11 protein-coding genes are annotated in these 14,939 nt (G+C 30.6%); 7 read left to right on the forward strand and 4 right to left on the reverse strand.

Features of this window, described 5'->3' with window-relative positions:
- Positions 1-15 precede the first annotated feature (15 nt).
- The 4 genes from OIU80_RS13095 to OIU80_RS13110 all read right to left on the reverse strand — a co-directional run bounded on the left by OIU80_RS13095 (position 16) and on the right by OIU80_RS13110 (position 7,844).
- The gene (locus tag OIU80_RS13095) at positions 16-867 is read right to left on the reverse strand and encodes an N-acetylglucosamine kinase (protein WP_264287456.1); all 852 of its coding nucleotides are present in this window, start codon (positions 865-867) and stop codon (positions 16-18) included.
- A gap of 136 nt (positions 868-1,003) precedes the next feature.
- Positions 1,004-2,008, reverse strand: coding sequence for a type I glyceraldehyde-3-phosphate dehydrogenase (gap, locus tag OIU80_RS13100; protein WP_195737250.1), 1,005 nt, complete (start codon positions 2,006-2,008; stop codon positions 1,004-1,006).
- Positions 2,009-2,105: 97 nt separating this feature from the next.
- Positions 2,106-3,092: a 6-phosphofructokinase gene (pfkA, locus tag OIU80_RS13105; RefSeq protein ID WP_264287457.1), complete on the reverse strand. Its 987-nt coding sequence runs from the start codon at positions 3,090-3,092 to the stop codon at positions 2,106-2,108.
- Between the two features lie 291 nt (positions 3,093-3,383).
- The gene (locus OIU80_RS13110) at positions 3,384-7,844 is read right to left on the reverse strand and encodes a translocation/assembly module TamB domain-containing protein (RefSeq protein ID WP_264287458.1); all 4,461 of its coding nucleotides are present in this window, start codon (positions 7,842-7,844) and stop codon (positions 3,384-3,386) included.
- 205 nt (positions 7,845-8,049) lie between these two features.
- Here OIU80_RS13110 and tsaD point away from each other — a divergent pair, with 205 nt between their 5' ends.
- The 7 genes from tsaD (at position 8,050) to OIU80_RS13145 (ending at position 14,939) form a co-directional block, all read left to right on the forward strand.
- Positions 8,050-9,072: a tRNA (adenosine(37)-N6)-threonylcarbamoyltransferase complex transferase subunit TsaD gene (gene tsaD / locus OIU80_RS13115; protein ID WP_264287459.1), complete on the forward strand. Its 1,023-nt coding sequence runs from the start codon at positions 8,050-8,052 to the stop codon at positions 9,070-9,072.
- A 3-nt stretch (positions 9,073-9,075) separates the two neighbouring features.
- Positions 9,076-9,786 carry a 16S rRNA (uracil(1498)-N(3))-methyltransferase gene (locus OIU80_RS13120; protein ID WP_264287460.1) on the forward strand — a complete coding sequence of 237 codons (711 nt, stop codon included), beginning with the start codon at positions 9,076-9,078 and terminating at the stop codon, positions 9,784-9,786.
- A gap of 33 nt (positions 9,787-9,819) precedes the next feature.
- Entirely contained in the window at positions 9,820-10,458 is a 639-nt protein-coding gene (locus OIU80_RS13125; protein WP_264287461.1) for a DUF4159 domain-containing protein, read from the forward strand.
- Positions 10,424-10,966 (forward strand): TrmH family RNA methyltransferase, encoded by a 543-nt coding sequence (locus OIU80_RS13130; RefSeq protein WP_264287462.1) that lies wholly within the window; start codon positions 10,424-10,426, stop codon positions 10,964-10,966. Before OIU80_RS13125 ends, OIU80_RS13130 begins: the two co-directional genes overlap by 35 nt.
- Before the next feature lie 616 nt (positions 10,967-11,582).
- The gene (locus tag OIU80_RS13135) at positions 11,583-12,536 is read left to right on the forward strand and encodes a zinc metalloprotease (protein WP_264287463.1); all 954 of its coding nucleotides are present in this window, start codon (positions 11,583-11,585) and stop codon (positions 12,534-12,536) included.
- Positions 12,537-12,666: 130 nt separating this feature from the next.
- Complete coding sequence (locus tag OIU80_RS13140; RefSeq protein ID WP_264287464.1) at positions 12,667-13,758, forward strand: AI-2E family transporter; 1,092 nt, start codon at positions 12,667-12,669, stop codon at positions 13,756-13,758.
- A 2-nt stretch (positions 13,759-13,760) separates the two neighbouring features.
- A complete protein-coding gene (locus OIU80_RS13145) occupies positions 13,761-14,939 on the forward strand; it encodes a class I SAM-dependent methyltransferase (protein WP_264287465.1) in 1,179 nt (392 codons plus the stop codon).

Consider the following 14,939-nt stretch of genomic DNA (forward strand, 5'->3'; position numbering starts at 1 on the left):
ACTTTTCATTTACCTTTATTTATTAGAAATATGATATGCGATAAGTCCATCGATTGGACGTCTTAAAACATTACCTAATTGCAATTCGTATTTATCAAAAGTTTCTTGTAATTCATCTTTTAAATAGTAAGCAATTGAACCTACAAAATGAACTGGAACTTCTTTACAATTATCAAATTGTCTGATGTAATTCTTAACAAATGATTTCATCCCTTTAAAGATGATTTTTCTGCAAAACTCAGAATCTTTATGCTTGATTAAGAACTTAGCAAAAGTAGCTAAATAAGCATTTGGATTTGGTTCTTTATATAATTTGTTTTTAATAAAATCTGGATCCATGTTGTATTCTTTTGCAAATTCAACAGCCAATTCCTGAGGCATTTTATTAAAATAATATTTTCTGATTAATTCTTTTCCAAAAACATTACCGCTACAATCGTCCATTGCTATATAGCCTAATGATTGTACTTTTTGGAATAATTGCTTACCATCAAAGTAACTACAATTAGACCCTGTCCCTAAAATACTAACAATTGCTTTTTCTCCTTTTGGAGTAGTTGCATATACTGCTGCATAAGTATCTTCATGAACATCAACAATTGCGTTAACAAAATATTCTTGAAAAATTTGTGATAGAGCAATTTTCATTCTATCTGTACCACATCCTGCTCCGTAAAAGAATAAATGAGTAGCTGTATTTTTATTTTGTAATATATCAAAACGGTCATTTAATCGGGTTACGATTTCATCTCCATTAAGAATTTCAGGATTTAAACCTAAGGTTTGTGTTGTGAATAATATCTTGCCATTATCATCAATTGCTATCCAATCTGCTTTAGTAGAACCACTATCAACTATTAATTTCATTTTATTTTATTTAGTTTTCGGTTTAGTTTTTCATCTTACAATATTAAGTGTAATTATTCACATTATTGAGAGTCAAACAAAATAATAAAAAATCCCGCTATCTATTCAATAACGGGATTTTGAAATGTATATAAAATTATTTAAGACCTGCGATATGCACAGATAAATCTATTAGTTTACTAGAGTACCCGTACTCATTATCATACCAAGATACTAATTTAAAGAAAGTAGAGTTTAATCCAATTCCAGCATGAGCATCTACAATAGAAGTTCTAGGATCAGAAATAAAATCTTGTGACACAACTAAGTCTTCAGTATATCCTAAGATACCTTTCATTGTAGTTTCTGAAGCTTTTTTCAAAACTGCCATAATTTCTTCATATGAAGTTTCTTTAGCAACTTTTACAGTTAAATCTACAACAGAAACGTCAGCAGTAGGAACACGCATAGACATACCTGTTAATTTTCCGTTCAATGATGGGATAACTTTTCCAACAGCTTTTGCTGCACCAGTTGACGAAGGAATAATATTTAAGTTTGCTGCACGTCCACCTCTCCAGTCTTTTCTAGAAGGACCGTCAGTTGTCATTTGAGTTGAAGTTGTAGCGTGAACAGTTGTCATTAAAGCTTCTACGATTTCAAAGTTATCGTGAATAACTTTAGCTAAAGGAGCTAAGCAGTTTGTAGTACATGATGCATTAGAAACTACAGTATCTGAAGCTTTTGCTGTTTCATGGTTTACTCCCATTACAAACATTGGAGCATCTGCTGATGGAGCAGAAATAATTACTTTTTTAGCACCACCTGTAATGTGAGCATTTGCAGTTTCGATAGTTGTAAAAAAACCAGTACATTCAGCAACAACATCTACATTTACTTCATTCCATTTAAGGTTAGCTGGTTCTCTTTCTGCAGTTACACGAATATGATTTCCGTTTACAAAAAGTTTTCCTTCTTTTACCTCTACAGTTCCGTTAAAACGACCGTGAACTGAATCATATTTTAATAAATAGGCTAAATGATCTACATCAAGCAAATCATTGATTGCTACTACCTCTACATTATCTCTATTGAAAGACTCTCTAAAAACAATTCTTCCAATTCTTCCAAATCCGTTTATTCCTAATTTTACTTTTGACATTTTTCTAAATTTTTATTTATTTTTTGTTTATTCTACTTATTTTCAAAGTCTAATTTCCTCACAATAAACTTCAATTTTATTTTTATTCTATAATATTTTATGTTGACATTATCTCAGAAACGCGTAGCAATTCTCTATCTATTTCAGATTTACCTTTAATAGCTTGCTCTAAAGGTGTTAATGTTACTTTATCATTTTGCAAACCAACCATATAATTTGATTTCCCTTCAAGTAAAGATTCTACAGCTCTTACCCCTAATCTACTTGCCAGTACACGATCAAAACAAGAAGGTGAGCCTCCTCGTTGCATATGTCCTAAAACAGAAACTCGAACATCATATTCTGGTAAATTAGCTTCAACATAATCTTTTAATTCGAATACATTTTTACCAATTTTATCTCCTTCAGCAATAACAACAATACTTGATGATTTTCCTGAAGCTTTACTTTTTTGGAGTGATTCTAATAATCTATCTAATCCTAAATCTTCTTCAGGAATAAGAATCTCTTCTGCTCCTGCACCGATTCCTGCGTTAAGAGCTATATGACCAGCATCTCTTCCCATTACCTCTACAAAAAACAGACGATTATGTGAACTTGCTGTATCACGTATTTTATCAATACAATCTACAACTGTATTTAAAGCCGTATCATACCCTAAAGTGTGACTCGTACCAAAAATATCATTATCTATAGTTCCTGGGATCCCCATTATTGGGAAATTATATTCTGAATTGAATAGTAAACCTCCGGTAAAACTTCCATCACCTCCTATTACAACAAAAGCATCAATCCCTGCTTTTACAAGATTCTCATGTGCTTTTTTTCTACCTTCGGGAGTTTTAAATTCCAATGAGCGAGCCGATTTTAGAATCGTCCCTCCTTTATTTACAATATTATTTACACTTCGAGGTCCCATCTCTTTGAAGTCTCCTTCAATCATTCCTTGATAGCCTCTATAAATTCCGATACATTCGATGTTATGATAAGCACAAGTTCGAACTACTGATCGAATAGCTGCATTCATTCCTGGCGAGTCTCCTCCTGATGTAAGAACACCAACTTTTTTTATTGTTTTTGGCATTATTTAAGTATTAAAGTGTAAAATTAGCAAACATTCACCACTATTCGGGCTATATTTATAATAAGTTAATAAAATATGTTAAATTCAAACGTTTTCGTTAATAAGTTTTCGGATACTAAAAAAAAATCAATAAAATAAAAAAAGACATTTATTTTAATTGATAATTTAAAAATAACAATACTCGATTGAAGTGTTACAAAATTTGAATACAATCAAATTTAAAGATAAGAAAATTAAGAGGCTTAGAGAAAAGATTAACAAAACTAAAACACATTAACACATCTAAGTGTATTAATCTTCCTCAGGAATTAATCCTTGATTATTTGGTTTTACCTTTTCTTTTTCTTTTTTATTAGTTTTTTTTGACTTCGAAAAATCAAGATAATCAGGATTTATAGATGAATCCTGAAAATCATTATTGGAGTTAGAACCTTTTATTGCACGCTCTAATTTATGGTTCTTAAAGATTTTGTTTACTAGCTCTTTAAATGTATCAAAATCGACTTCGTAAGAAATCCCCATACCTTGGGTATAACCAATTCCTTGTCCTATATAATTAATATCGTTTTCTCTGTTAAACAAACGCAGGTTCATAGTTCCATCTTCATTAACCCTGTATTGCACTTCGACATCACCTACAATAGCCGATTCGTTAATTCCTCCTACTGGCACTCCTACTTTTCCGTTTATAGTAATTCTTTCATTAATTTGAGATGAAATGGTTGCTGCAAATTGACCATCTGCTTCCTGACCTAATCTTCTATCTGCTGAAGTATATGTAAAACCAATATCAATTTTATCGCTATCTGAATGAATTATCCCTCCTAATAAATTACTAGCTGTTTCAAACAAACTACTAGAGAAATCAGATTGACTAACACCCTCTGGGCTCAAGAATCCTCCTGAAGACAATAGATAAAGTGCTTGTGTTTGTCGAACATCTTTATCGACTAATTTATATTGAATTTCTGACTTTAACACATTACTAACCGTTGGGAAATCGATATTAAAATCAGGTTCAGGACTTGTTAAATCTCCACGAATACCAATAACTACTTCCACAGGAACCTTTTTACTAAAAGAAGAATTCTCTAATAATACTGCAGGGTTTGCCGATGTTTTATAAACTGCTTCAAGATTTAACTGCGCTTTCATTGGATTTCCTTCCCATGAAATAGAACCTCCTTTTTTTACAACAAACTTCTTATCAATTAATCCTCCATATTTAAAGTTATATGTTCCCTCATATGCCTGGAAATCCCCCCACATATTAAACTTACCCAAAGTATTTATTTTAAATAGCAGCGATCCATATCCCTTTCCTTTCATTCCGTGTCCAGAATTCCTATCTAAGATTACTTCAACTTCGGCATCTGGCGTAATATCAAAATCAAACTCTAATTCAAGTCCGTTATAATTTCTCGTTGTTTCAACAATCCCATTTGCAAGATTATATTTCTCTTTCGCAGTAACAAAGTGGATAAAATTATTATCACTCATCGTTTGCGCATCATTGATTGGAATTTTTACTGATGTTCCTTTCTCTGATTTTGCATCTACTTTAATAAACAAAGATGAAGTTGGCCCTTTAATCGTTGCTCTACCATTAATGAATGCTGTACCAAAATAAGCTGCATCCTCGCTATCCTTAGTATCTAATGCTAATAATCTTTTCGAACTAATATCCAGATCTAGTTTCCAATCGGTAAAATTATTGTGTTCTATCGTTCCATTTAAAATCCCTTTGGTACCATATTTAGTATCAGTGATTGTATTATTTCTTAGTAAAAACTTTTCATCGGTTACATCAACAATTGTTTTATCACTTAATTGATAATCTATGTTTAAATAAGGAATTGTCATTCCTGCTTTGTCTAAATACAAACGTCCGTTTACATCCGGTCTTTTTAAATTTCCGATTATAGCAGCATTTCCAGAAACATATCCTCTAATATTCGACAACACATCTCCTCCTAAAGTACTAAGCGAAGCTAAGTTGAATGTGTCAAATTTCAATTGCAAGTCGAGTATAGTTTCTTTATTTATAACTTCAAAACTTCCAAATAGCTTAAACAACTCCGATTTATCATTTTCTACAGATGAATTTATCGTAAATTTCCTAAGACTTTCATCTCCAGCAATATTAAAATTTAAAACACCTAAATCGGTCTTATTTACATTCAATTTATTTATTTGAATAGAAGCCGTTGGCTGGAAAGCATTCTTTTTTTGTTTAAAATTAATCTCTCCATTAATATCACCATTTAAAACAAGCTTATCATTTGTTGGTGTAATTTTATTAAGATCAACATCTTTAAAACTTAATTTCAAGTCTTTATAATCACCTTCTTTTATTTGCCCCACCAATTCGATTTGTTGATTCTCGTGAGATAAAATAATATTATCGATGTCAAAATTTTTAAATTTCTTATCAAAAATGATCTGATTATCTGGCTCATCCTTTTCATTCAGATACCACATATAATCTTTGAATTTCAACTCCGATTTATTAATTCCGACAATATTATTTTTATTTTTATCAATAGTATGATATAAATTGAAGTTAAAATAATCCTCCCCTTTTGAACCTCCTTTAAACTCTGATCTTACAAATAAAGTATCCTTCATGGTTACGTTTATCAAACTAAAATCTCGTACTTTATAGTACTTCGTTTTAATACTATCTAGTTCTATATAGGTATTATACAACGGGTTTTTATTATCTACAGCAACTCTTATATTATCAAATATATTTTGTGCGGCTTTAATTTGAGGTGAATTAAATTTAAGCTTAAACTCTTGCTTATCAGCATCGATTTTACCTCTTACAACGGTATTAGTCGCAAGTTCAATATCTGGATAAAATATTTCAATTATTTTATTGTAAATGGTAAAATCAAAACGCAAAAATTGCCCCTTACTTACTTTCAATGGCTTATAATTGGCATATAAGCTACCTACAGAATTTGTAACTAAATTTTCTAACTGGTTAAATTTGAATTTTCCTACGATTACTCCATTAACTACATCGGTAGAATTTATTGTTATGGTACGTATTTTATCAGCGTCAAAATTTGAACTAACACTAACGTTATCAAAAACATAAGTCGATTTCGGATTTTGATAAACAGCATCATTAATATTAATATTACCCTGAAGGTTTTCAATTGTATTTCCAGAAACCTGAACCACAACATCTCCTTTAAAAACAGATACAGAATCTTTCATAAACTTAAGCTTATGTAAATCTGCATTTTCAACATTAATATGAAAATCATACTTACTATCCCTTCTACTTAAATCTACCAAACCATCAAAGGTCATATTTAAGTTAGGATCATTCACAGAAAGCTTCCCTTTATAATGTGGTAATTTAAAATTACCGTTTAGTACTATGTTACTATAAGTATAATTATTGTAATTAAACTTCTGAACGTCTCCTTTAATAACTGTATTTAAATATTTTTCTGTAAATCCTTTTCCATCGACATCAAGATTAAGCGTTGTCTTTCCAATGTCTTTTCGGCCTAATAAAGCACCTACATCAAAATTTTCTAAAACAACATTCCCAGAATAAGAAGCTTTATCAATAAAATCGATATTATTCATATTCAAATCGATAAGACCATTTCCTAAATCGGTTGTCATATAAAAATCAGTATCTAATGCAGTTTTAGATACTTTTGCCTTACCTTCAATCGAGAATTTCCCTATTCGTTGTAATTCTTTAGGTAATTTTTTCCCTAAAACATTTGGCAATAAAACAACCAAATTATCATAGCTAGAAGAAAGTTTATCGAATTTTCCATTCATTAAAAACTCTTGTCCATTTTTCCCAAAAAGATTTTTAAAATTAATGTTTCCAATTATATTGGATTTATGCAAATCAGATAATGTTAGTCGCTTAAGATTAAGATCATTTAAAGTCCCTTCAATTTTTGATTTGACACGAAAATATTGATCTTTCCCTAACTCTTTATAAAAATAACGAATATCATTCGAACCTATATTAGCAGAATCCAAAGCAACATCAAACTGAACCTTGTCTGTAAATTTAGCAAAATCCTCTATATGGTAATTCAGTGTAGCCGCACCATATATTTTTGAGTATTTTGTTAAAATAGATAATTTCTCAAGTTTCATTTGCTTTTTTGTATAGCTAAATCTTGATGTTAAATTAGCTACATACAAACCTCTGTGATCCATAAATGACAATTTATGAATCCTCGTGCTTACATCTGGTCCATAAAGCTTAAAATCACTTATATGCGCATTTAACTTTGTAAAATCGACATCTTTTGGAACTACTCGATTCTCATCTGTTAAAATAAAATGTCCGTTGGCAATATAGGCATCTTTTGCAGTAAGCAAGAAATGTTTTGTTGAAGGTACTGTGGGTTTTCCTGTTTCAAATGAATGAATAAACACATCGAGATTGGTTTTCTTTTCATTTTTATAGGTCTTTAAGTTAAATAGTAATCCTGTTAAACGAATTTCACCAAAAATTAAATCTCCATCAAGAACTCTCTTGATGCCTAAAATATTCGTTTTAATTAAATCAGAATAGATTAAAGTATCTTTATGGTGGTCCTTTATTAAAACTTTCCTGAGTTTTACTCCACCAAAAACACTTACAGAAACTTTATCGACTGATATATGTGTACCAAAATCTGAGTTTAAAGAATCGGTAATATAATTTGCAATTTTGGTTTGAACCACTGGTAAAGACAATGCGATAGCCAGTACTAACAAAAGTAGAATTAGTCCGATTAAGGAACGAGATACTATTTTTTTTATTTTTCTGATACCGATTGTTTTTTAGTTTTTCTTTAAATTTAATTTAGAGCAAACAAAGGAAGGTTCCTTTGATAAAAATTCTTTAATTTTGGCTTCTGCTTTTAAATAAAAAAATTTAAAATTTGATTCGTCAAATATAATTCAAAATTCGTGCCTTTACATGCAAAATCCTGAGGTTTTTATTCTTGCTATCGAAAGTTCTTGCGATGATACCGCGGCAGCTGTTTTACTTAACGACAAAGTACTATCAAATGTTGTTGCCAACCAGCTGATTCATACACAATATGGTGGTGTTGTACCTGAACTTGCGTCCAGAGCTCACCAACAAAACATTGTCCCTGTAATTGAAGCAGCACTTCGTAAAGCAAATATAAAAAAAGAACAATTATCGGCAATAGCTTTTACACAAGGTCCTGGACTTATGGGTTCGTTGTTAGTCGGAAGCTCATTCAGTAAATCATTAGCTCTGGCTTTAAAAATTCCGTTAGTTGCTGTTAATCATATGCATGCCCATATTTTGGCTCATTTTATCGATGAAGAAGGTTATGATAAACCAACTTTTCCATTCTTAGCATTAACAATCAGCGGCGGCCATACTCAAGTTATTAAAGTAAATGGTTTTTTTGACATGCAAATTATTGGAGAAACAACAGATGATGCCGTTGGCGAAGCATTCGATAAAAGTGCCAAGATTTTAGGACTTCCCTACCCTGGAGGTCCGCTTATTGACAAATACGCACAATTAGGCAACCCAAAAGCATTTGCTTTTACAAAACCAAAAGTTCCTGGACTTGACTTTAGCTTCTCTGGTTTAAAAACAGCAATTTTATATTTTATCCAAAAGAAAAAATTAGAAAACCCAAATTTCATAGAGGAAAACCTAAATGACATTTGTGCTTCTATTCAATATACAATTATCGAAATTTTAATGGATAAATTAAAATTGGCGGTAAAAGAAACTGGAATTTCTCAGATAGCCATTGGCGGTGGAGTTTCGGCTAATTCAGGCATAAGAAACAGACTGAAAGAAAGCGAAAAGAAATACGGTTGGAAAACTTATATTCCTAAATTTGAATACACTACCGATAATGCTGCAATGATTGGAATTGTGGGTTATCAAAAATATTTATCAAAACAATTTGAAACAGCAGCAGTTGTTTCTAAAGCACGAATACAATTTTAAACTATGCAATTATTTTACAACCCAAATATTGACGAAACGACTCAGGAATTTTCTTTTGACAAAGAAGAAAGTAAACACATTATAAAAGTATTACGAAAAAAAGATTCTGATATATTACATGTAACAAATGGATTGGGTTATTTATTTGAAACCGAAATTACATTGGCTTCTGATAATAAATGTACTGTAAAAATAATTTCGTTTGAGAAAGCTCAAGAGCCAAAATACCGTTTGCATCTTGCAGTCGCTCCTACCAAAATGAATGACCGTTACGAATGGTTTCTGGAAAAAGCTACTGAAATTGGTATTCATGAGATTACTCCAATTATTTGCGACAGATCTGAACGTAAAGTAATTAATATAGAGCGTTTCGAAAAAATTATTTTATCAGCAATGAAACAATCAAACGAATTGTATCTTCCTAAACTTAATGAAGCTATTTCGTTTAAAGAATTTATAAAACGTAAAAATGAAGGACTGCAGTTAATTGCACATTGCGAAGAGACTGATAAAAAATCATTAAAATCAATTTTAAAACCAAATGAGGATATTACATTGCTTATTGGTCCTGAAGGAGATTTTTCAGAAAAAGAAATTGCTTTAGCCATCGAAAACAACTTTCAGCCTGTTTCATTAGGTAATACAAGATTACGTACAGAAACTGCTGCAATGGTTGCTTGTCATAGTGTTGCTTTTTTTAACGAAACAATTTAAATATAAAAAATACTAATTTTTGACTTTGTCATTATGAAGAAACTTTTTTTGCTTTTTTTATTTATCTCCATCCCTTCTTTTTCACAAGAAATTGCGTTACTAAAATATAGTGGTGGAGGTGATTGGTATGCAAATCCTACTTCATTACCTAATTTGATAAAGTTTTGTAATGCAAATATAAATACCCGAATTAAAGCTAAACCAGGAACAGTAGAACCTAGCAATCCAGATCTACTATCCTACCCTTTTGTGCACATGACTGGTCACGGAAACGTTGTTTTTAGCGATGCAGATGTGACTAACCTTCGTAATTATTTATATGGTGGAGGATTTCTTCATATTGATGATAATTACGGAATGGATCAATACATTCGAAAAGAAATTAAAAAAATATTCCCAAATAATGAATTGATTGAACTTCCTGCGAATCATGCTATTTTCCAAAAACCTTTTCTTTTTTCTGGTGGTTTACCTAAAATTCATGAACATGATGGAAAAAGACCTCAGGCATTTGGAATTTTCATCGAAAATAAACTAGTATTACTTTATACCTTCCAATGTGACCTTGGTGATGGCTGGGAAGATGCCGAAGTACATAACGACCCTCTTGAAATACGCCAAAAAGCATTAAAAATGGGTGCAAACATTATCAATTATATCTTTACCAATTAATCTAAGTCAAGTGCAATTAACACACGAAGAAATACAATTCGAAAGAAAAACGTTTCCAATAACTCTTGTTTGTGATCATATTTATTTTCAACAAAATATTGGCTCTATTTTTAGAATAAGTGAAGCTTTTGGGGTTGAAAATATTATTTTTTTAGGAAAAGATATCCCTCTAAATCCTAGAAAAATTAATAAAACCTCAAGAAGTACCCATCTTCATGTACCTCATATTGTAATCGAAGATACTAATGATCTTATCAATCATTTACATCAAAATAATTTCGAAATTATTGCTTTGGAAATTGCAAGCAACAGCAAACCCTTAAAAGAAGTAAAAATTCCTCAAAATCAAAAAATTGCTCTTTTAATTGGAAGTGAAATTGATGGAATTTCAACTGAGCTTTTAAAAATTTCTAACCAAATTGTTCATATTAATATGTTCGGAAAAAACAGTAGCATGAATGTTGTTCAAGCTGCCAGTATAGCTTTATATGAATTAACTTCCTCATAGAACGTTTAGTATTTAAATAGTAACTATAAATATCATGTTGTTGTAAATTTGATATTTATAACCGGTTGGGTGCAATTATTTTTTAACACATAGAAACATAGGTTTTACAGGCTCAAAAAAGGCGTTACACTTGTTTTAAATGCACATAGCTAGCTTTGTGAAAGAAATCTATTTCTTTTTGTTTTGTTTTTTACAAATGAAATTTTGCGACCCGAGCTAAGCGAGTAGACGAAGTAATTGCACCCAACAGGTTATTTATAATTAAAAGTATATTAATGGCATATTCAATAAAAGAAGAAGAAGATGATGAGATTTCATGGCTACTTTCACCTAAAAAACTTCCTTGCTACTAGATATTAAATATACTTTATGAATTTTCTAAAAAACTTTCACAAACAATATCAAAATTTATGTTATAAATCTCATTAAAAACAACAAAGAAAGATTTTTCTTCATAATTTTTAATAATCTTTTTTTGTAAGAACTACGCCATACAAGGGATTCTAAAATTCTGACAAACAAAATAATAATAAAATTTTGCGTGTTAAAATATTTGTTATAAAATTGCGTTAATTATTAACCAAACTAAATTTTTATAACAAAACCCCAAACTATTATGAAAAAGATTGCTTTATCCGCATTTGCAGCGCTGCTGCTATTCTCGTGTCAAAACAATGACCAAGCAGAATCTACAACTCCAGAAGCTTCAGCAATTACTCACCGTACTTGTGCATCTCAAGATGTTCTTGAAGCTCAATTAAAAGCTGATCCTACTTTGGCTATTAGAATGAATGAAATTGAAGCATTTACACAAAACAAAATACTAAGTGGTAAATTGGTAAATGGAAAAATTCAAATTCCTGTTGTAGTTAATGTATTATACAGAACTGCTGCAGAAAATATTTCTGATGCACAAATCCAAACACAAATTGATGTCTTAAATAAAGATTTCAATGCTACTAACTCTGATTACGGAAACGTTCCTGCATTATTTGCTACTGTGAAAGCTAATGTTGGAATTAGTTTTGTTTTAGATCAAATCATCAGAAAATCAACAACAAAAACCTCATGGGGAACTAATGATGCCATGAAAAAATCTGCTTCCGGTGGTCTTAACCCAACATCTCCAACTACAAAGCTTAACTTATGGGCTTGTAAAATTGGTGGAGGAATATTAGGTTATGCTCAATTTCCTGGTGGATCTAATGCTACAGATGGAGTTGTAATCGATTCTCAATATTTCGGACTATCTGGATCTGCTTCAGCTCCTTATAATTTAGGAAGAACTGGAACTCACGAAGTGGGTCACTGGATGAGCTTACGTCACATTTGGGGAGATTCTAATTGTGGAACCGATTTTATAAATGACACTCCTGTACATAATACCGCTAATTACGGTGTACCAGCATATCCTCATTATAGCACTTGTACAGGAGCTCCTGTAGAAATGACTATGAACTACATGGATTATACTGACGATGCTGGAATGTATATGTTTACAGTAGATCAAAAAAACAAAATGGCTACCATATTCTTAACTGGTGGACCTAGAGCTTCTTTTGGCATCTAAAACTAAAACCCTATAAATTAACATGTTAATAATTATTAAAAGCGAGATTTAAATATCTCGCTTTTTTTGGTTTATAAATGTAATCTTTCCCCCATTTTTTCTATATTTATGCTCTAAAGAAAGATAAACTATGATTACATCTAAAGTAATTTCAAACGGGATTTTAAGAGCTATCGCAACTATTTTGGGAGTATCACTAATTTTGTATTTTTTATATCAAATACAAACCGTAATAGTTTATTTATGCGTTTCTCTAATATTATGTTTAATAGCAAGCCCTTTTGTAAAATTCTTAAAAGAAAAATTAAAATTTAGCAGCTCATTTGCTGCTATAACGACTATTGTGTTCTTTATCTTATTAATGATTGGTTTTATTCTATTATTTGTTCCATTGATAATATCACAGGCAAATAATTTATCTCTTCTAGATACTGACAGTCTTCAAAAACAATTTATATTAATCGAACGTGATTTTGAAAATTATTTCAACTTACAACACTTAGATTTTCAATCGCTATTAAAAAACTCAGAAATAACTTCTAAACTAGACTTTAGCTATTTCACATCCTTTATTAACTCTGTTCTAAATACATTAGCAGGTTTTGGTATGGGATTAGTATCTGTATTTTTCATTACATTCTTCTTTATTAAAGATCAAAACATATTTAAAGAAAACGCAAAAAGAATACTTCCTGATAATAATGAAGATAAAATCATTAACTCAATCACTAAAATAAACCATTTATTAACACGCTATTTTATAGGCTTGTTGCTACAATTAACAGTTGTATTTATTCTATATTATATTGTACTTGTAATCTTTGGAAGCCAAAATGCATTTGTGATTGCTTTTTTATGTGCAGTACTAAATATCATTCCGTATGTAGGACCGATAATAGGAACAATCCTTGCAGCAATATTAACAATGTTGAGTTTAATTGGTGGCGATTTTCAAACAGAAATTTTACCTAAAACTATATATATTGTAATTGGATTTTTATTGGTTCAGGCAATTGACAATAACATTAGCCAACCAATTATTTCATCAAAAAGTGTAAATTCGCACCCGTTAGAAATATTTCTGATTACTTTAATTAGCGGAATAACTTTTGGAATCGTAGGAATGATTATTGCTATTCCATTTTATACTTGCCTAAAAGTAATCGCCAAAGAATTTTTCCCTAACAATAAAGTTGTTATTGTACTAACTGAAAAAATATAACCTTGAATATAGCCCTTTTACATCATTCTGTTCAGGATTTTATAAATAAAAAAGTAAATGAATCTATTTCAAAATTAGCACTTCAGAAAAATCCTTTCCCAGAGATTGAGTGGATTGCTATTTTAAATCAGATTGAGGCTAAAACAAAAGCAAAAGATAAATTACCAACTTGGTTTGCTACCGAAAATATACTTTATCCAAGTAAAATTTCGGTAGAACAAACCTCTTCTGAGAAAACAGCACAATATAAAGCCAATTTAGTATCGGGAGATAGTTTAATCGACTTAACTGGTGGTTTTGGTGTTGATGATTATTATTTCTCCAAAAAAATAAAAAGTGTAGTACATTGTGAGATAAACCCAGATCTATCAGCAATTGTACAACATAATTTCAAACAGTTAAGTATCAATAATTGTATCTGTTATCCTGAAGATAGTTTTGAGGTTTTAAAAAATCTAAATAAAAAATGGGACTGGATTTATATTGATCCTTCCAGACGAAACGATGCCAAAGGCAAAGTATTCATGCTAAAGGATTGTTTGCCAAATGTTCCTGATTTATTAGATTTTTATTTTAAAAACTCTAATTCTATTTTAATAAAAACAGCTCCTTTATTAGATATTTCTGCTGGACTTTCGGAATTAAAAAATGTAAAAAATATTCATATAATTGCTCTCGAAAACGAGGTTAAGGAATTGCTGTGGGAAATTCATAAAGACTACTCTGGAAAAACAACACTCAAAACAGCTAATATTTTAAAGGATAGAACTGAAACTTTTGAATTTGTACTAAATGAAGAACCTGAATTTGTAAGCTACAATTTTCCCCATAAATACTTATACGAGCCTAACAGCGCAATTATGAAATCGGGAGGGTTTGATGAAGTAAGTTCTTTTTATAAAATAGATAAGCTACACAAACATTCTCATTTATATACTTCTGACGATTTAATTACATTTCCTGGAAGAACATTTGAGATTCAAGAAGCCATTTCGTACACCAAAAATGAAATGAAACTCCACCTTTTCAATCAACAAGCTAATATCACTACTCGAAATTTCCCTGATAACGTAGAAACCATCCGAAAAAAATGGAAAATAAAAGATGGAGGAAATTTGTATTGTTTTTTTACAACTGATAGAAATGACAATAAAATAGTTTTAATTTGTAAAAAAATATAA

This window comes from Flavobacterium frigoritolerans (genome assembly GCF_025847275.1).
Classification (GTDB): domain Bacteria; phylum Bacteroidota; class Bacteroidia; order Flavobacteriales; family Flavobacteriaceae; genus Flavobacterium; species Flavobacterium frigoritolerans.

Bases quoted from the DNA above. Each gene is read 5' to 3' on its own strand.
- OIU80_RS13095 (WP_264287456.1), bottom strand. From the start codon at position 867: ATGAAATTAATAGTTGATAGTGGTTCTACTAAAGCAGATTGGATAGCA.
- pfkA (WP_264287457.1), bottom strand. From the start codon at position 3,092: ATGCCAAAAACAATAAAAAAAGTTGGTGTTCTTACATCAGGAGGAGAC.
- gap (WP_195737250.1), bottom strand. From the start codon at position 2,008: ATGTCAAAAGTAAAATTAGGAATAAACGGATTTGGAAGAATTGGAAGA.
- tsaD (WP_264287459.1), top strand. From the start codon at position 8,050: ATGCAAAATCCTGAGGTTTTTATTCTTGCTATCGAAAGTTCTTGCGAT.
- OIU80_RS13135 (WP_264287463.1), top strand. From the start codon at position 11,583: ATGAAAAAGATTGCTTTATCCGCATTTGCAGCGCTGCTGCTATTCTCG.
- OIU80_RS13140 (WP_264287464.1), top strand. From the start codon at position 12,667: ATGATTACATCTAAAGTAATTTCAAACGGGATTTTAAGAGCTATCGCA.
- OIU80_RS13125 (WP_264287461.1), top strand. From the start codon at position 9,820: ATGAAGAAACTTTTTTTGCTTTTTTTATTTATCTCCATCCCTTCTTTT.
- OIU80_RS13120 (WP_264287460.1), top strand. From the start codon at position 9,076: ATGCAATTATTTTACAACCCAAATATTGACGAAACGACTCAGGAATTT.